Below are 18,025 nucleotides of genomic sequence, written 5' to 3' on the forward strand. Positions count from 1 at the left end.
TGACCAAGTTTTGTTGCGAAAACGCAACACCGGTCGTTTGGAAGCCGCTCATGCGTACCACTTTTCGCTCCATAATTGCTGTTGCCGTCTGCGCGCTCTCGCTGGGCGCCTGCGTGCCCATGGCAATGTTCGCCAGTTCCAGCGGCTCGGGCTATGCGGGCAAGAAGAATGACTGGGGCACCATCGTCGCCAGCAATGACGTCAACGCCTTCTGCATCTCGCCCAAGCTGCGATTCCTGATTTGGGAATTTGAGGGCGAGTTCGGCCGCAAGGTCGTGATGCATTCCGGTTATCGCGATGGACAGCATAATGCGGCGGCCGGCGGGGCGGACAATTCCTATCATACCAAGTGCATGGCGGCGGACTTCTATATACCCGGCGTCGACAAGCAGCGTCTGATCGCCTTCGCCATGCGCACCAGCAGCGTTGGCGGGCTTGGCTGCTATCCGGGCCGCCCCTTCATTCATGTCGACGTTCGCGACCGTCCGCGCGGCTATAATCGGCCGGTCACTTTCTCGGGCTGTTGAAAACTTCAGGTTGGCGAAAAAATTTGCGCAAATGGGTTGCGCATCTGAAATCCCCCAACTATACGACCACCAGCGCTTAGGCGCCCTTCGTCTATCGGTTAGGACGGCACCCTTTCACGGTGCAGAGAGGGGTTCGATTCCCCTAGGGCGTACCAATCTTCCTTGCTAGCGGAAGAGCTGCAGCTAGCACCTAATCCTGCCCCAGAGCCTAATCTCTGGGGCAAGGATTACGAACCAGAGTTCTCTGCCAGCCAGACACTCCGGCGCCGGGGATGGAAGACCCATCACCTCCCCTAGAACACGTCCGATGGTAAGTTGATGCGGCTTTAATATCGCATCTGCAGGATTTGGTTACGCGCCCATCGTCTATCGGTCAGGACGGCACCCTCTCACGGTGCAGAGCGGGGTTCGATTCCCCGTGGGCGTACCAAACCAATCTCTCCTTCCACTCCATATGTTGCACGCGATTCTTCACGTTGCGAATTATCGTCGTCGCATGGCGTTTGCGTGCGCTGCCAGATCGTGCCCAGTCCTCATTGATCGTCACTAGACGATAGAATGATGGGGCGCGACGATATTTCGGGTTGCGAAAAACCGTTAGTCAGTTGAAAAGCAAAGCAGAGGCGCTCGAAACGCCTTTTCCGATTCATAATCACGCCATTGAAAGGTCACCCCTGCGACAATGACGTCATCCGTATTGCTAACGCTCGTTTTAGTATTGCCGTTTGTTGCCAGCTTGCTGGCGGCCGTTTTGCCATCAAACGCTCGAAACGCTGAAGCCTGGTTAGCCGGCACGGTTGCATTGATTGGCCTGGGCGTGATGATCTGGCTGTTCCCCCAAGTGGCGGACGGCGGCGTGGTTCGTCACGAGATCGAATGGATCCCGGCACTGGGGCTGAACCTCGTGCTGCGACTAGACGGGTTCTCCTGGCTTTTCGGTGTTCTGATCACCGGCGTTGGCTTCCTGGTGGTGCTTTATGCGCGCTACTACATGTCGCCAAAGGATCCGGTGCCGCGTTTCTTCGCGTTTTTCCTCGCCTTCATGGGCTCTATGTTCGGCCTCGTCGTTTCGGGCAACATCATCCAGCTGGTGGTGTTCTGGGAACTGACCTCGATCACCTCGTTCCTTCTGATCGGCTACTGGTTCCACCTGTCGCAGGCTCGTGACGGCGCGCGTATGGCGTTGACGGTCACTGGGCTTGGCGGCCTTGGCCTGCTGGTGGGCATGCTGATTATCGGCAATATCGTGGGCAGCTACGATCTCGACGTGGTGCTGGCATCCGGCGATTTGATTCGTGAGAGCTCGCTCTATTTGCCGGCGCTGCTACTGGTGCTGCTGGGTGCACTGACCAAGTCGGCGCAGTTCCCGTTCCACTTCTGGCTGCCGCACGCCATGGCTGCCCCGACACCTGTGTCGGCCTATCTCCATTCGGCAACGATGGTGAAGGCGGGCGTGTTCCTTCTGGTGCGATTCTGGCCCGTGCTGGCCGGGACCGACGCCTGGTTCTGGATTGTAACGACAGCGGGGCTCGCAACGCTCATCTTCGGGGCATATGCCGCGATATTCCAGACGGACCTCAAGGGTCTGCTGGCATATTCGACGATCAGCCACCTCGGTCTGATTACCACCCTGCTGGGCATGTCCAGCCCGCTGGCCACCGTGGCCGCCATCTTCCACATCGCCAACCACGCCACCTTCAAGGCGTCGCTGTTCATGGCAGCGGGCATTATCGACCATGAAACCGGCACGCGAGATATTCGAAAACTCAGCGGGCTCTTCAAGTTCATGCCCTATACGGCGACCCTTGCCATGGTCGCAAGTGCGGCGATGGCGGGTGTTCCGCTGCTGAACGGCTTCCTGTCAAAGGAAATGTTCTTTGCCGAGACCGCAGTTCGCGACGCCAATCCATTCGTCAATTTTGCGCTGCCTGTTGGCGCGACACTCGCAAGCATGTTCGCGGTGGTCTATTCGCTGCGCTTTGTGCACGGCGTGTTCTTCGGACCGCCACCGGAAGGCCTGAGCAAGGTTCCGCACGAACCCCCTGCCCTGATGCGCCGCCCGATCGAAATCCTGGTGCTCGCCTGCCTGCTCGTCGGCATCATTCCCGGCATCACCATTGGGCCTTATCTGGCTGCCGCCGTTGTCTCGGTGACGGGCCCAGATACGCCTTACTATAGCCTTTCGGTCTGGCACGGCTTCAACTTCGCCCTCGCCATGAGCGGCGTGGCATTGGTTGGCGGCGTACTGCTTTATCTGGCTCTGTTCCGTTACCTGGCACGCGGCATTGATGGACCTCCGATCATTCGCCAGCTCAAGGGCCAGCGTATTTTCGAGCGCGTCATGCTGACCGTGACGTCCAAGTGGTCGCGTTCGCTCGAGCGCATCCTCGGCACGCGTCGCTTGCAGCCACAGTTGTTCCTGCTGTTCTTTGCAGCCATCGTCGCGGCGATTGCAGTGACGACAGGTCGTCTGGGCACCATCAATCTGTCGCTGGCAGGCTTTGACCCGGCATTCGCCCTGCTCTGGCTGGTTGGTATCACCTGTGCTGTGATGGCAGCGCATCAGGCCAAGTTCCACCGTCTTGTGTCGCTGGTTCTGATGGGCGGCACCGGCATCGTGACCTGCGTCACTTTCGTCTGGTTCTCGGCTCCAGATCTGGCCGTCACGCAGCTGCTGGTGGAAATCGTGACCACCGTGCTGATCCTCTTGGGTCTGCGCTGGCTGCCCAAGCGCGTCGAAGACATGCGCAACGAGAAACTGGTGCGGCAGGCCCGTGTCCGTCGCTATCGCGATTTCGGCCTCGCCGGCGTTGCTGGCCTCGGCATGGCGGTGCTGTCCTATGCGGTGATGACCCGTCAGATTCCCGAGGGCATTTCGGCGTTCTTCCTCGAAAACTCATACAGCCTTGGCGGGGGCACAAATGTGGTCAACGTCATGCTGGTCGATTTCCGTGCCTTTGACACGATGGGTGAAATCACCGTGCTGGGCATTGTCGCGCTGACAGTGTTCGCGGTGCTGCGTCGTTTCCGTCCTGCAGCCGATTCCATTGACAAGCCTGAACAGCAGCGCATCCAGAATGCGTTCGATGCACGGTCGCCCGAGCGCGAACTTGGCTCGACCGTCAATGACTACCTGCTGATCCCATCGGTCATCATGCAGTGGATGTTCCCCGTGATCATCGTGCTGTCGGCCTACCTGTTCCTGCGGGGCCACGATCAGCCCGGTGGCGGCTTTGCGGCTGGTATCGTGATGTCGATCGGCTTTATCCTGCAATACATGGCCGGTGGCACGCGTTGGGTCGAAGATCGCCTGCGTATCCTGCCAGTGCTGTGGATTGGCACCGGCCTGCTGTTGGCGCTGTTTGTCGGCGTTGGGTCGCAGATACTGGGCTATCCGTTCATGACGACGGCGTTCCAGTACGCGGAGATCCCGTTCATCGGCAAAGTGCCGATGGCGAGCGCTCTGTTCTTTGATCTGGGCGTGTTCAGCCTTGTGGTTGGCGCAACCGTGCTGATCCTGATCGCTCTGGCTCACCAATCGGTCCGCTCGCCAAAAGTGCAGCGCCATGCGGTGCAGCCCGTTCGGGCGGCCGAAGTGTCGTCCGACGCACCGGTGGAGACACGCTGATGGAACTCGTTCTTGCAATCGGCATCGGCGTTATCTGCAGCTGCGGCGTCTATCTGATGCTGCGTCCGCGCACCTTCCAGGTGATCATCGGGCTGTCGCTGTTGTCCTACGCGGTCAATCTCTTCATCTTTGCGATGGGGCGCCTGACCATGAATGGCGCACCGGTGACCGGCCAATATGGCGTCGACGCAAGTCACTACGCCGATCCGGTGCCGCAGGCACTGGTGCTGACAGCCATCGTCATCGGCTTTGCCATGACGGCGCTGTTCCTTGTGGTGCTGCTGGCCGCGCGCGGCCTGACCGGCACTGACCATGTTGATGGTCGGGAGCGGCCCTGATTATGACTAGCCTTTTTGACCACCTTGTCGTCTTCCCGATCCTGCTTCCACTGGCGGCGGGCGCCATCATGCTGTTCATCGAAGATCGCCGTCGCACGGCGAGGGCAATGATCAGCGTTTTCACGACGGGGCTCCTTGTTGCCCTGTCGGTGATGCTGGTGATGCAGGCCTCCAATGATGGCAGCGGCGCCGCCGCCGTCTCCGCCTATCCTATCGGCAATTGGCCGGTGCCTTTTGGCATCGTTCTGGTCGCCGACCGCTTGTCGGCCATGATGGTGCTGCTGACCTCGGTGCTGGCCATCGCTGCGCTGATCTATTCGCTAGCGCGCTGGCATGCGGCTGGCCCGAGCTTCCACAGCCTGTTCCAGTTCCTGTTGATGGGTCTCAACGGCGCATTCCTCACCGGCGACATTTTCAATCTCTTCGTGTTCTTCGAAGTGATGCTCGCTGCATCCTACGGTCTGGTGCTGCATGGTGTCGGCGTGGCCCGCATCAAGGCGGGGCTGCACTACATCGCCATCAACCTGGCAGCGTCGTTCCTGTTCCTGATCGGCACTGCGTTGATCTATGGCGTCACGGGCACGCTGAACATGGCTGACCTCGCAGCCAAGGTTGCGCTGGTGCCAGAGCTCGATCGCGGGCTGCTGGATGCCGGCGCCGTCATCCTCGGTCTCGCCTTCCTGATCAAGGCTGGCATGTGGCCACTCGGCTTCTGGCTGCCGACGACCTATTCGGCCGCGAGCGCGCCGATTGCGGCGGTCTTTGCCATTATGACCAAGGTCGGCATCTACGCCGTACTGCGTATCTCGACATTGGCGTTCGGCGCCGATGCCGGCGCGTCGGCAGAGCTTGGCCAGACCGTGTTGCTCATCGGCGGCATGGCGACGATTGCCTTTGGTGCCATCGGCGTATTGGCATCGCAGACCACAGGACGCCTGGCCGGCTATCTCGTGCTGGTCTCGTCGGGCACTTTGCTGGCCGCCATCGGCATGGGCAATCCTGCCGTGACCGGTGGGGCAATGTTCTATCTTGTGGTCTCGACCTTGGCGATCAGCGCGTTCTTTCTGCTGGTGGAACTGCTCGAACGCGTGCGTATCGAGGGCGGCGACGTCCTTGCCGTCACGCTCGAAGCCTATGGCGATGACGACGAAGGAGCCGAGCAGGACGAAGTGGGTCTGGCCGTTCCGGGCGCGCTGGCCGTGCTCAGCATCAGCTTTGGCATCTGCGTGCTGTTGCTGGCTGGCTTCCCGCCGCTGGCCGGGTTCCTCGCCAAGTTCGCGATGATTTCGGCCATGTTCAATCCGGCTGGACTGGCTGATACGACGCCGATCAGTGCCTCTGCCTGGTGGCTTTCGGGCCTGCTGATCTTTGCCGGCTTTGCTGCATTGGTGGCACTGACGCGTACTGGCATAAATACCTTTTGGGTGGCAGTTTCGGAAACACCGGCACCCGTCCGCGTCGTTGAAATCGCGCCTGTGCTGCTGCTACTGACGCTGACGATCATCTTGACGATCATGGCCGGTCCAGTGACCGACTATATGCAGGCGCTAGCCAATTCGCTCTATGCGCCAAACGCCTATGTCGGGGATGTGCTGGCCACGCCGCTGGTTGTTGAAGTTCAGGGGGCCACGCCATGAGCCGTATCCTGCCCTATCCCCTGCTGGCGCTGTCTTTGCTCATCATGTGGCTGTTGCTGCAGCAATCTTTCAGCGTCGGCAACATCCTGCTCGGCAGCGTTCTGGCGGTACTAGCCAGTCGCGCCATGGCAGCGCTGCGGCCCGATCCCGTCAAAATCCGCAAGCCGCTCAAGATGGTGCAACTGTTTGCCATCGTGGTGGCAGACGTGGTGCGGTCCAATATCGCGGTCGCGCAGATCATTCTGCAGGGCCGTAAGCGCGAGCAGACCTCGGGCTTTCTGACGTTGCCGCTAGAACTGCGCGACAAGTCTGCACTTGCCATTTTGGCCTGTATTCTCACCGCAACGCCGGGCAGTGCCTGGCTTGAATATGACACGCGGCGAAACACAGTCCTCATTCACGTGCTGGACCTCGTCGACGAACAAGCCTGGATCGACACCATCAAGAATCGCTACGAAAAGCTGCTGCTGGAGATTTTCCAATGAGCGGAGAAATTCTCTTCTGGTCCCTGCTGCTGTCGCAGTTCCTGCTGGGCCTCGCCATGGTTGCAGCGACCTATCGCATGATCCGTGGCCCACGTGCGCAGGACCGCATTCTGGGGCTCGACGCGTTCTACGTCGCGGCGATGTTGATGCTGGTGTTGTTCGGCATTCGCATGGGCACATCGGTCTATTTCGAGGCGGCATTGGTCATCGGCATTCTGGGCTTTGTCGGCACGGTCGCTTTGGCCAAATTCCTGATGCGCGGCGAGGTGATCGAATGACCGAGATTCCAGTCTGGCTTGCGGTCCTCGTTGGCCTGCTCTCCGTCATCGGTGCGTTGGCGACGCTGCTTGGCTGCATTGGCCTGGCACGCTTTGAGAGCTTTTACGAACGCATCCACGCCCCTACTTTGGGCACGAGCTTCGGTAGCGCGGCCATTCTGGCGGGCTCGATCCTCTACTTCTCGGTGATGGGCCAGCGTCCAGCTGTGCATGAAGTGCTGATCCTGATCTTTGTGACCCTGACCACACCGGTTACACTGATGCTGCTAGCCCGCGCTTCGCTCTATCGAGACCGCGCCGAGCAGAATGGCGCCGTGCCGCCATCCTATGGGCAGGACATCGTGGCCGACATGCAGGCCGAACGGGACGGGCAACAGGCTCCGAACAATAGCTGATCCCGCCGCGTTGCTAGGCGCATATTCCTAGTGACGGCACGCTCTGCTGCAAAATTGCTCTAGGTGACTGATCGCGCCATGCGGTAAACCTCTGTAGCGCGATTAGCGTGCGCGTTGAGATCAGCAAGCATGTCAGACTTTCCCAAGAATGGCGGCCGAATGGGCGAAGCCATCCGCGCCTATCCCTGGACAACACGCCGCTTGGTCCGATCGACAGCTGGCCGGTTTCGCTGCGCTCAATTGTGCAGATGATGGTCAACCAAAAGCAGGGCATGTGCCTGTTCTGGGGACCTGAGCTGACTATGCTCTATAACGAAAGCTACGCGCCAATGCTGGGCGGCCTCGAGCCTCGGGCACTTGGCGGTGCGTTCAAGGAGGTCTGGGCAGACGTCTGGACCGCTATTGAGCCATTCGTCAAAACCGCTCTGTCCGGTGAAGGCACATTCTCAGAAAACCTACGCCTGATCATGGACCGAAATGGTTTCGAGGAAGAGACCTTTTGGACGTTTTCCTACAGCCCAGTCTACGACGACCACGGTGAGATCGCCGGCATTCTGAACGTTACCATCGAGACGACACAGATCGTCGTCTCCAAGCGCTCGCAGGCAACGATGCAGCGCGAGCTGGTACACCGGGTGAAGAACTCCCTGGCCGTCACGTCGGCCATCGTCAACCAGTCACTGCGCAGTGCGGTTAGTCTCGAAGAGGCGCGCGACACCATTTCCCGCCGCATTCAGGCACTTGGCGACGCGCAAAGCCTGTTGGCCACCTCCGCGGCCGAAACCGACATTGGATCGGTCGTTAAAGAGGCGCTGCGCCCGCATATCGACCGGGTTGGCCGAGCTGTCGCCAATGGATCGCCGTTGCGTATAAGCTCCGAGCAAGCCGTTGGGCTTTCGATGGCGGTCTATGAGCTGGCGACCAACGCCATCAAGTATGGTGCGCTATCGTCCGAGGCCGGCACCATTTCGGTAAACTGGGAAATCCAGGACGACGGCACCTTCCGCTTCAAGTGGCAGGAAGCTGGTGGGCCAGAAGTGCAGCCCCCTGCCCGCAACGGCTTTGGTTCCAAGTTGACCAACCGGATCGTCGGCACCTATTTCTCAGGTCAAGGCGCGACGGAGTATCATCCTGAAGGCGTGCGCTACGAGCTGGTTGGCCGTCTCGATGTGGACAAGCAGCACGACTAGCTAAGCGAGTGCCTTGGCCGCGATGTGATGGCGACCGATGGGCACGATCATCGGCGTGTCGGACACCGGATCAATCACAACGCGTGACGCCATGCCGAAGACATCGGCAACAACGGCTTCGGTCATGACATCGACCGGCCTGCCCTGCGTCACCAGTTGCCCCGCTTTCATGGCGACGATGTGGTCAGCATAGCGGCAGGCGAGATTGAGGTCATGGAGTACCACGACGACCGTGCGGCCATTGTTCTTGACCAGATCAGTCAGCAGATCGAGCACTTCGACCTGGTGGTTGATGTCGAGGAATGTGGTCGGCTCATCAAGCAGCAGGAGGTCAGTCTGCTGCGCCAAAGCCATGGCAATCCAGACCCGTTGGCGTTGCCCGCCGGAGAGTTCATCCACCGGCCGGTCGGCAAGTTCGAGCGTATCGGTCGCGCGCAGGGCCTCGGCAACTGCGGCGTCATCTTCAGGTGTCCAACGGCGGAACCAGCCCTGATGCGGATAGAGTCCGCGACCAACCAGATCGGCAACCACGATGGCGTCGGGAGCGATGGGCGATTGCGGCAGGACACCAAGGATGGTTGCGACCTCGCGTGTGGCCATCTGGTGGATGGGCTTGCCGTCGAGATAGACCGCGCCCTTGGTGGGCGCCAGCAGTCGCGCGAGGCCGCGCAGCACCGTCGACTTGCCACAGGCGTTGGCGCCGACGATCACGGTAAGCTTGCCGGGCGGAATTGTCAGGCTGAGGTCGTTGACGACGCGGCGTTCGCCATAGGCGAGGTCAATGCCTGCGGCCATCAGCTGGTGATCAACGCTCATTTCATGCTCCCAGGGACCATCAGTTTACACGGCCCGCCCGGTTCGACACTACGAGAAGCCAAAGCAGGAAACCTGCGCCGAACACGCCAGTCACCACGCCGACGGGTAGTTGCACCGACGGCAGCGCGTGTTGGGCGACGAGATCGGAGCCAAGCATGACCAAGGCGCCGACCAATGCCGCCAGCACGAAGCCCCGTCCGCTCCCAGCGAGCAGGTTGCGGGCAATCGGACCCGACACGAAGGCGACGAATGTGACCGGACCAGCAGCCGCTGTCGCAAAGGCGGCGTAGCCGACACCGATCATCATTAGCGCCAGTCGGGTGACTTCGACGCAGGCCCCAAGCGCCGTCGCCGTGTCGTCGCCCATCTGCATGGCGTCTAGCGTGCGAACCAATAGGATTGTGCTCGGCAAAAGGACGAATAGCGCCAGTGCAAGCGGCCAGACATCGCCCCAGTTGGAGGCGTTCAGCGAACCGACTAACCAGCCAAGCGCCTGCTGCACTTCGGTGAGGCGCGCACGTGTGAAGAGGTATGAGATCGCCGCAGCCATCATGGCGGACATGCCGATACCGATCAGTACGATACGATAGGCGGTGACGCCGTTGCGCCAAGCCAGCGCGTAGATTGCAAAAGCAGTCAGTAGAGCGCCGACAAGGGCACCGAAAGACACGGCAAAGCCGGACAGACCGAGCAGGATGATGCAGGCGACTGCCGATGCGCTGGCGCCATGCGAAATGCCGATAATGTCTGGGCTAGCCAAAGGGTTACGCAGAAGCGTTTGGAAAATGATTCCGGACAGCGCAAAGGCTATTCCGGTCAAGACCGCCAGTGTGGCGCGCGGCAGACGCACGTTGAGCACGATGAAGTCGATGCCCTTGTTGATCTCGCCCGTGAAGGGCGACAGCAGCGAGCGGATAACGCCGTCGACCGGCACGGGGTAGTCGCCAAGATAGAGCGTCAGAGCGAAGGTCAAGACCAGAGCAATGCTCAGGCCGACGGTGATGGCATTGCGGCGATGGGCCAGACTGGTCCGGATGCCGTGGACTTTGGCGATATCGTCAACGCTGGCCATCAGAGGGACGCCAGCTTGCGACGGCGAACCAGCGCGATGAAGAACGGCGCGCCGATAAAAGCGGTGACGATGCCGACCTGCACTTCGCCCGGCGGCGCGATAATGCGACCGATGACGTCCGCGCCCAGCAGCAGGATGGGCGCGAGCAGCATGGAATAGGGCAATATCCAGCGATAATTCGGACCTGTCACGGCGCGCGCAAGATGCGGCACGGTGAGGCCGACGAAAGCGATTGGACCGGCGGCTGCGGTTGCTGCGCCCGCAAGGATGACCGCGGCGAGACCCGCGATGGCGCGAGAGCGGCCGACATTTTGTCCGAGCGAGCGAGCTACGTCTTCGCCCATGGAAAGCCCATCGAGCATACGACCGCAGGCCAAGGCCAGAACGATGCCGACTGCCAGAAATGGCGCCACCTGAACCACGATATCCATGCCCCGCCCGGCCAACGAGCCGACTTGCCAGAACCGGATTTCATCGAGCGTGCGTGGGCTGGTGAGCAGAATGACGCTAACGACAGACTGGAGGGCGGCAGTTATGGCCGCGCCCGCCAGAGCCAGTTTGACGGGCGTTGCCCCTTCTCGACCGAGTGAGGCAACGGTGTAGACCACGAGCATGGCCACACCGGCGCCGAGGAAGGCCAGCCAGACGTAGTTGCTGAGCTGTGTGATGCCCAGAACGGCAACACCGAGCACGACGAACATTGCCGCACCGGCATGAATGCCCAGAATGGATGGATCGGCCAAGGGGTTGCGCGTTGCGCCCTGAAGCACAGCGCCAGACAAGCCTAGGGCCGCACCAACGAGCAGACCGACCACGGTGCGCGGCAGGCGCAGGTCCCAGATGATGCGGTGATCGGTTGATTGTGGATCATAGGCCGTCAGAGCCGACCAGACCGAACTCAGCGTAATGGGCCGCGCACCGACCGTGATCGACAAAAACGCGACCACGATCACAGCCGCGACAAGGCAAAGGAGGCCGAACGCGAGTGCGGCCCCCTTGCGGTTCAACGGTGTGGCGGCGTGGGAGGCCATGCCTACTCGGTCAGGTTCTCGTCGGCAGCATTGATTGCCGTGGTCAGCTTGTCGAGCGCGCCCGAATAGGCGGCGTAGTTGCGGATCCAGTAGGCGGGCCAGTCGGTGACGGCACCGGCGGCAGCGGCCTTCATCAGCGTCCAGGTTGGCTGGGCGACGGCGATCTGCATGGTCGACGGAGAGCGGTTGTCGACGATGATGAGATCAGGCTGATACTTGTCGGCGTTTTCCCAAGACAGGGTTTCCCAGTAGCCGCGATCTTCAGCGATTGCAGGATCGATTATGTTGAGGCCCCAAGACCTGAAGTCGAGCAATTCGGCCGAGGCTTCGGTGGCGGCGATCGACAGGGAATCGGTGCCGGCCCAGAGGGCAAGCACGGTCAGATTTGGCTTGGCAGCGGTCGCCGCCTTGAATGCTGCCAGCGACGTTTCAAAGCCTGCCTTGTTTTCGGCAATGGTCGGATTACTGAGATCGGCGCCCAGGCTGGCTGCGATCACTTCATAGTCTTCGACTAGCTTGAGGATGGAATCCCCATTGGTCGGGCCGGTGATTGGCGCCAGGGGCGTCAGCGCATCGACCACCGAGGTGCCGCCGCTCCATGTGGTGTCGAGCGGCCAGTATTCGGCAATGATCAGTTCCGGATTGAGCGCGGCAGCCTTTTCGATATCCACCTCGCCCCAAGTCTGGCCAATGATCTGGATGCCGGTCAGGTCGAGGCCTTCGAGCGCCTTAGCGTCTTCGACAGGGCTATCGGCATAAATGCCGACCGGACGAATTCCCAGTGGGATCAGGCCTGCCGCTGCATCCTGGCTGGCAATGATGCGGGTCGGGACATTGTCCAGCGTGACCGTATTGCCGAGGCTATCGGTGTAGCTCCACGGCTCAGCAATGACCATTGCAGGCATCAGCGCGAGCGCGGCGGCGGAAACAACAAGCAGGGTACGGATCATGATCAGCTCATGCATGGATTGGATTTGCCGCTACCTAGTGCGCAATAAGATGATCGGTCAAGTCATGTTTGTTATCGTTGATCCATCCGCCCCGAGGTTTCGTAATAGACTAGTAGAGGTGGAACAGGCGATGTATGCGATAGCCATGACCGAACCAGATACGGGCCCCATGAGACCGTTTCCCGACGTGGACGACCCGGCGGGACTGGTGGCGCGCATTGCGACCGGCAAGGACCGCTCCGCGCTCGCTGCTCTGTTTGGCCTTTATGGTCCGCGCGTCAAATCCATGATGCTCAAGCTCGGGGCCAGCGACGCCCTGGCCGAAGATCTGGTGCAAGAGACATTCCTCACCGTTTGGCGCAAGGCAGCGCTGTATTCAAATCAGCGCGGTGCGGCCAGCACCTGGATTTTCACCATTGCCCGCAATCTGCGGATCGATCAACTGCGCCGCCAATCCAACAAGCCCTACGAGGACCTGGAGAAGGTGACGCTGGCTAGCGATGCGCCGCTTGGCAGCGTAATGATCGAGCAGCAGCAGGTCATCGAGCGGGTGACCAAGGCTTTGGCCCTGCTGCCGCAAGAGCAGCAACAGGTGGTGCAGCTCAGTTTTATTCAGGACATGCCACACGCCCAGATCGCCGAAACCGTCGGCATTCCGCTGGGCACCGTAAAATCGCGACTTCGCCTCGCATATGAACGGCTCCGGCCCATGCTGGACGATCTGCAATGACCATTCAACATCATCCTGACATCACCACCCTGATGGCGTTCAGCGCCGGTACTCTCGAGGGGCCGTACGCGACCGTGATCGCCACGCATCTTGCCATGTCGCCCGGTGGGCGCGAAACGCTGCGCCATATCGACACCATTGGTGGGGCGCTGCTAAGCGCCGAGCCAAGGGCGGAGATTTCGGTGGGCGCATTGGACCGGCTGATGGGCGCGCTGGGCGATGAGCGCATTGTGGTGACGCCGCCCGATGAGCGGGGAACTGATAGCGTGCCCCTGCCCTTGCAGCAGTATCTGCCCGGCGGTCTGGATGCCGTGCGCTGGCAGTGGACCGGACCGGGCGTGGCGACGGCTGATCTTGACTGGGGCGACGATGGCAAGTCGCGGCTAATGCTACTGCGCGTCGGCGCGGGTCGCCGCGTACCTGAACATGGGCATGGTGGGCATGAGCTGACGCTGATCCTGCAGGGTGCCTATAAAGACCGGTTCGGCGTGTTCGCGCGTGGCGATATTGCAGACCACGACGAGGACGTCGAACATCAGCCGATTGCGGAGCCGGGCGAAGATTGCATCTGTCTTGTGGCGGTAGACGCCAAACTGACCTTCCGGGGACGCCTGATGCGGACTCTGCAACCGCTGTTTGGAATGTAACAATGCAAGCTGGCGTAGCCTGGATTATTGGTGGCGGTTCGGGCATCGGCGCGGCCGTCGCCAAACTGCTGGCTGAACGAGGCTGGACGGTCGCTATCTCCGGTCGTCGTGTCGAAAAGTTGGCCGAGGTCGCCAAGGCCAATCCGGCCATTCGCCCCTATCCGCTCGATGTGACGGACGCTGATGCCATTGCGGCAACCATCAAGACGATTGCCAGCGATCTCCGCCGAATCGATCTTTTCATATTCGGGGCCGCGGCCTGGCAGCCGATGGATGTGGGCAATTACGATTTCGACAAGTTCGCCAAGATCGTCGACACCAATTATCTGGGCGTATTGCGGGTGGCCAATCCGTTACTGGCGCAAATGGACAAGCAGGGCGGCGGGCATTTTGCCGTCATCGCGTCGGTGGCTGGCTACTTTGGCCTGCCCCGTTCGGCCGCCTATTCATCGACCAAGGCCGGGCTGATCAACCTGCTCGAAACGATGCGAACCGAACTGGCGCCGCGCAAAATCAAGGTGCGGATGATCGCGCCGGGGTTTGTGAAATCCGAACTCACCGACAAGAACGATTTTCCGATGCCCTTCCTGATGGAAACCGACGATGCGGCCAACCGGATCGTCGATGGGCTTACACAATCCAATCGCTTCGAGATCGCGTTTCCGAAGCGGATGGTCTGGCTGATGAAGACGGTGCGGTGGTTGCCCTATCCGGTGTTCTTCTGGCTGACGAGCAAGATGCTGCCGAAGGGCTAGACTGGGCTTTTGGGAAGAGTACCCCCACCTAGCCTCCCCCTGAAAAGGGGGAGGAATCTGGCCAGTGGATTTGACGAAATCTCGCCCTGCGCTCGATCGGCCCCTCCCCCTATCAGGGGAGGTTAGGTGGGGGGGTATCCCCTACCAAAACCCTCAGGCCGGCTTGCGATACTGATAAATCCCAACGTCGATCGAGCCTTCCGTAAAGCCCGCTTCGCAATAGCTCAGATAGTACACCCACTTGCGGCGGAACAGTTCGTCATAGCCAAGTGGCGCGATCATCGGCCAGCGTTCGAGGAACCGGTCGCGCCACAGCTTCAGCGTCTTGGCATAGCTCAGGCGGAATGTGTCGACGTTCTCCAGCACGAGACCGTATTTCTCGCCGAACTCTTTCATCACCGTCTTGGTCAGCAACATGCCGCCCGGGAAGATGTAGCGCTGAATGAAATCGGGGCCGCTGCGATAACCGTCAAAATCGGCTTCGTTGATGGTGATGGCCTGGATCGCGGCCGTGCCGCCCGGCTTGAGCCGATCATGCACGGTCTGGAAATAGCTTGGCCAATTGTCTTCGCCGACGGCCTCGATCATTTCGATGGAGCCGATATGGTCGAACTGGCCCTCGGTGTGACGATAGTCTTCAAACACCAAGGTCGCGAACTGATCCAGTCCCTGACGCGCCAAGCGTTCCTGACCGTATTTGAGCTGTTCGGCCGAAAGGGTAATGCCGCGCAGGTTGGCTTTGTAGTCGCGCGCCACGGTTTCGGCGAAACCGCCCCAGCCGCAGCCGATTTCGAGCACGCTAGAGCCTTCGGTGACGCCGGCCATATCGGCGACGCGGCGGTATTTCTCGTGCTGGGCTTCTTCCAGGCTCTGATCGCCGGAGGTGAACACCGCCGAGGAATAGGTCATGGATGGATCGAGCCATTGGCCATAAAAATCATTGCCGAGGTCATAGTGCTCGGCAATGTTTTTCTTGGAGCCTTCGAGCGTATTGCCGCGCGACAGGTGATAGTGCAGATCGCCGGCGGCCTTGCGGAAAAAGCCGGGATTGGCCTCTTCGAACATGTCGCGGTTCTGCAGGAAAAATCGGAACAACGCGGTGAGGTCATCGACCTCGATATCGCCATTCATATAGGCCGAGGCGAAGCCTACTGTGCCACGCCGCATCGTCTCGCGGATAACGCGAAAATTGTTGAGCTTGAGCACCGAGTGCTCGCCATTGGCCGAGTTGCCCACGGTGCGGGTTCGGCCGTTGGGCAGGATCACGGTGACCGAGCCATATTTGGGATGGCCTATCATTTTGAGGCCAATACGCTCGACTGCCCATGAGGCAAATCGGGTCCAGAGAGTTACGCCAGTATTGCTATCTTCAACTACGGATTTCGTCATCGGCCCGCTAATCCAAATTGTCGCTAAACTTCTCGGCGGCGCTTGAGATCACGCCGTAATTTCAGCGTCGGCGGCACGCCCTTGACCCATAAAAGCAGGGCCTCCCAGTGTATGCCGAAGACCACTTTAGCCGTCATAAACGGATATGCAAGCAGCAGTTTAAACAGCGTCCCGTCGGTCAACGGACGCTCCCTGCCTTCAAAATATGCCGTCAACAGACCGCCCTCATCGGTTGAAAGCGTGATGCCCAGGAACACCGTTTCGCCCGGTGGCCGGATGGAAAACCGGTAGTTTCCCTCAAGCGTATTGAACGGCGACACGAAGAACGCCTTCTTGGCATCGTGCTGGATGACCTCGCCCTCGGGCGCGACCGGCGCTTGATAGAAGTGGTGCTCACCGAAGGTGTTGCTGACTTCGTAGACCAGAAAGCGCGTCGTTCCTTCTGCGTCTTCGCAGAAGTAGACGGTGATGGGATTGAAAGCGAAACCGAAGATGCGCGGATAGGCTAACATGCGAATACGGGCGATATCGGTGCCCCCGGCTGCAGCCGCCTTGCGTCGAACGAAGTCGGCAATGCTGGAGCCGTCGCGTTGACCGAAGTCCTTGGTGAACAGGGACACAAGGTTGAATCTATTCAACGAGAAGAGGCGCAGTTTCTCATTCATCGAGTCAAGCTGATCGAGATCGACCAGCAAGGAGAAGACCCGGTAGCGTAAGGAGTGACGCTTGGGGCGGGCGCGTTTGTGCACCACGTCGCCGACGTAGATCGCGCCAGCCTTGTTTGCGCGATCGCCTACTCGGCCGCCCACAGCCGCTGGTCTCCTTCGACCCAGTTATGCGCGATGCGACCGCGCTGTTCGCTAACCTGCCACGGGCGCTGCACCGGACCGATGCGCTCGGCCACCTCGAGCCCAGCCTGCAGGCCATCCTCGTGGAAACCGTAACCCATCCAGGCACCGGCAAACCATGAATTGTTGACGCCCTGAATCTGCCATAGCTGCGGCTGCGTGGCGATGGCCTTGGCGTCGAACAATGGATGCTCGTAGTCGATCTCATACATCACCGTGTCCGGTGCGATGTCACGATGCGGGTTGAGCGTCACGAAGATGTTCTCCGTCGTCGGCAGCGGCTGCAGCTTGTTCATCCAATAGGTCAGGCTCAAGCCACACTCGCTCCCGCTATCGCGCAGATAGTTCCACGCCGACCACAGGTGACGCCGTTTGGGCATGAAGCTCTTGTCGGAATGGAGCACCGCGCGGTTGCTCGTATAGCGGAAGGCCGAGAGCAGGCGCTGTTCGGCCTCGCTGGGATCAGCAATCATCGCCAGTGCCTGGTCGGCGTGGGTTGCAAACACAACCTTGTCGAAATGGCGGTGGCTGCCATCCTCGAAATAGATTTCGACGCCATTGGCGTGGCGACGGACTGATGTGATCCGGGCATTGAGCACGGTTTCCATCTGCGTCTGCGCCAGGAGCTTGTCGATATACTGGCGCGAGCCGGATGTTACAGTGCGCCATTTGGGACGACCCGAGACCTGAAGCAGCGAGTGGTTTGCGAAAAACTCAATGAAGGTGCGCGCGGGGAATTCGAGCATGCCGCGTGACGGAGTCGACCAGATGGCCGCCGAAATCGGCAGGATGTGGTCGTCGACAAAAGCGCGGGAATAACCGAACCGCTGCAGGAACTGACCGATCGACATATCATTGGAGCAGAGCGCCATCTGCTTGGGGGCTTCGCGGAAGAAGCGCATGATATCAGCGACCAGCTGCCAGTGGCGTGGCCTGATGATATTGCGGCGCTGTCCGAACAGGCCCCAGAGATACTCGCCGGAATACTCCATCTGACCTTCACCCACCGACACAGCAAAGCTCATGAAGGATTGAGCGGTCTCGACTTCGAAGTGGTCAAAGAAGGCCGTGAGGTTGGGATAATTCTTTTCGTTATAGACGATGAAGCCGGTATCAACCGGAACCGGACCCTGCGGCGTGGGCGCCATGACGGTGTTGCTGTGGCCGCCAAGAACCGCGTTCTTCTCGAATAGCGTTACGTTCTGCGACTTCGACAGCAGCCAAGCCGCTGAAAGTCCAGAGATTCCCGAACCGATAACGGCGATATTCGAGGCGCTCATAGTCGGGGTGTTCTCCGCTTGTCAGTGCA

General features: G+C 60.2%; 18 protein-coding genes and 2 tRNA genes. 13 read left to right on the forward strand and 7 right to left on the reverse strand.

Going from position 1 to position 18,025, the window contains the following annotated elements:
• Window positions 1-50 precede the first annotated feature (50 nt).
• The 10 genes from ABIE28_RS08860 to ABIE28_RS08905 all read left to right on the forward strand — a co-directional run bounded on the left by ABIE28_RS08860 (window position 51) and on the right by ABIE28_RS08905 (window position 8,478).
• Window positions 51-527 (forward strand): YcbK family protein, encoded by a 477-nt coding sequence (locus tag ABIE28_RS08860; protein WP_354062049.1) that lies wholly within the window; start codon window positions 51-53, stop codon window positions 525-527.
• A gap of 80 nt (window positions 528-607) precedes the next feature.
• Window positions 608-682: transfer RNA gene (locus tag ABIE28_RS08865), tRNA-Glu, on the forward strand.
• Between the two features lie 200 nt (window positions 683-882).
• Window positions 883-957: transfer RNA gene (locus tag ABIE28_RS08870), tRNA-Glu, on the forward strand.
• Window positions 958-1,209: 252 nt separating this feature from the next.
• On the forward strand, window positions 1,210-4,155 hold the full coding sequence (locus ABIE28_RS08875) for a monovalent cation/H+ antiporter subunit A (protein WP_354062051.1): 2,946 nt from the start codon (window positions 1,210-1,212) through the stop codon (window positions 4,153-4,155).
• The gene (locus ABIE28_RS08880; RefSeq protein WP_354062053.1) at window positions 4,155-4,493 is read left to right on the forward strand and encodes a Na+/H+ antiporter subunit C; all 339 of its coding nucleotides are present in this window, start codon (window positions 4,155-4,157) and stop codon (window positions 4,491-4,493) included. Before ABIE28_RS08875 ends, ABIE28_RS08880 begins: the two co-directional genes overlap by 1 nt.
• A 2-nt stretch (window positions 4,494-4,495) precedes the next feature.
• Complete coding sequence (locus ABIE28_RS08885) at window positions 4,496-6,130, forward strand: monovalent cation/H+ antiporter subunit D (protein ID WP_354062055.1); 1,635 nt, start codon at window positions 4,496-4,498, stop codon at window positions 6,128-6,130.
• Window positions 6,127-6,615, forward strand: a complete 489-nt coding sequence (locus tag ABIE28_RS08890) for a Na+/H+ antiporter subunit E (protein ID WP_354062057.1) — start codon at window positions 6,127-6,129, stop codon at window positions 6,613-6,615. The genes ABIE28_RS08885 and ABIE28_RS08890 overlap by 4 nt, the downstream gene beginning before the upstream one ends.
• On the forward strand, window positions 6,612-6,893 hold the full coding sequence (locus ABIE28_RS08895; RefSeq protein WP_354062059.1) for a K+/H+ antiporter subunit F: 282 nt from the start codon (window positions 6,612-6,614) through the stop codon (window positions 6,891-6,893). The genes ABIE28_RS08890 and ABIE28_RS08895 overlap by 4 nt, the downstream gene beginning before the upstream one ends.
• Entirely contained in the window at window positions 6,890-7,288 is a 399-nt protein-coding gene (gene mnhG, locus ABIE28_RS08900; RefSeq protein ID WP_354062061.1) for a monovalent cation/H(+) antiporter subunit G, read from the forward strand. The genes ABIE28_RS08895 and mnhG overlap by 4 nt, the downstream gene beginning before the upstream one ends.
• 302 nt (window positions 7,289-7,590) lie before the next feature.
• The gene (locus ABIE28_RS08905) at window positions 7,591-8,478 is read left to right on the forward strand and encodes an HWE histidine kinase domain-containing protein (protein WP_354062063.1); all 888 of its coding nucleotides are present in this window, start codon (window positions 7,591-7,593) and stop codon (window positions 8,476-8,478) included.
• Here ABIE28_RS08905 and ABIE28_RS08910 read toward each other — a convergent pair whose 3' ends face one another.
• From ABIE28_RS08910 to ABIE28_RS08925, 4 genes are read right to left on the reverse strand one after another with little or no spacing between them, the layout of a single operon-like run.
• The gene (locus ABIE28_RS08910) at window positions 8,479-9,294 is read right to left on the reverse strand and encodes an ABC transporter ATP-binding protein (protein WP_354062065.1); all 816 of its coding nucleotides are present in this window, start codon (window positions 9,292-9,294) and stop codon (window positions 8,479-8,481) included.
• Between the two features lie 19 nt (window positions 9,295-9,313).
• Window positions 9,314-10,366: a FecCD family ABC transporter permease gene (locus tag ABIE28_RS08915; protein WP_354062067.1), complete on the reverse strand. Its 1,053-nt coding sequence runs from the start codon at window positions 10,364-10,366 to the stop codon at window positions 9,314-9,316.
• Window positions 10,366-11,397: a FecCD family ABC transporter permease gene (locus tag ABIE28_RS08920; RefSeq protein ID WP_354062069.1), complete on the reverse strand. Its 1,032-nt coding sequence runs from the start codon at window positions 11,395-11,397 to the stop codon at window positions 10,366-10,368. Before ABIE28_RS08920 ends, ABIE28_RS08915 begins: the two co-directional genes overlap by 1 nt.
• Window positions 11,398-11,399: 2 nt before the next feature.
• The gene (locus tag ABIE28_RS08925) at window positions 11,400-12,347 is read right to left on the reverse strand and encodes an ABC transporter substrate-binding protein (protein ID WP_354062071.1); all 948 of its coding nucleotides are present in this window, start codon (window positions 12,345-12,347) and stop codon (window positions 11,400-11,402) included.
• 169 nt (window positions 12,348-12,516) lie between these two features.
• On the opposite strand from ABIE28_RS08925, the gene ABIE28_RS08930 reads away from it, so the two are divergent.
• The 3 genes from ABIE28_RS08930 to ABIE28_RS08940 are packed head-to-tail and all read left to right on the forward strand — an operon-like array spanning window position 12,517 to window position 14,479.
• Window positions 12,517-13,077, forward strand: a complete 561-nt coding sequence (locus ABIE28_RS08930; RefSeq protein ID WP_354062073.1) for a sigma-70 family RNA polymerase sigma factor — start codon at window positions 12,517-12,519, stop codon at window positions 13,075-13,077.
• A complete protein-coding gene (locus tag ABIE28_RS08935; RefSeq protein ID WP_354062075.1) occupies window positions 13,074-13,724 on the forward strand; it encodes a ChrR family anti-sigma-E factor in 651 nt (216 codons plus the stop codon). Before ABIE28_RS08930 ends, ABIE28_RS08935 begins: the two co-directional genes overlap by 4 nt.
• Before the next feature lie 2 nt (window positions 13,725-13,726).
• Window positions 13,727-14,479 carry an SDR family NAD(P)-dependent oxidoreductase gene (locus ABIE28_RS08940; protein WP_354062077.1) on the forward strand — a complete coding sequence of 251 codons (753 nt, stop codon included), beginning with the start codon at window positions 13,727-13,729 and terminating at the stop codon, window positions 14,477-14,479.
• Window positions 14,480-14,632: 153 nt separating this feature from the next.
• On the opposite strand, the gene ABIE28_RS08945 is transcribed toward ABIE28_RS08940, so the two are convergent.
• Genes ABIE28_RS08945 through ABIE28_RS08955 form a run of 3 tightly spaced genes read right to left on the reverse strand, consistent with a single transcriptional unit; the run spans window position 14,633 to window position 17,996 of the window.
• A complete protein-coding gene (locus tag ABIE28_RS08945) occupies window positions 14,633-15,868 on the reverse strand; it encodes a class I SAM-dependent methyltransferase (protein ID WP_354062079.1) in 1,236 nt (411 codons plus the stop codon).
• A 23-nt stretch (window positions 15,869-15,891) separates the two neighbouring features.
• A complete protein-coding gene (locus ABIE28_RS08950) occupies window positions 15,892-16,677 on the reverse strand; it encodes a DUF1365 domain-containing protein (protein WP_354062085.1) in 786 nt (261 codons plus the stop codon).
• Window positions 16,662-17,996 (reverse strand): NAD(P)/FAD-dependent oxidoreductase, encoded by a 1,335-nt coding sequence (locus ABIE28_RS08955; protein ID WP_354062087.1) that lies wholly within the window; start codon window positions 17,994-17,996, stop codon window positions 16,662-16,664. Before ABIE28_RS08955 ends, ABIE28_RS08950 begins: the two co-directional genes overlap by 16 nt.
• Window positions 17,997-18,025 lie beyond the last annotated feature (29 nt).

The organism is Devosia sp. 2618 (genome assembly GCF_040546815.1).
Taxonomy (GTDB): domain Bacteria; phylum Pseudomonadota; class Alphaproteobacteria; order Rhizobiales; family Devosiaceae; genus Devosia.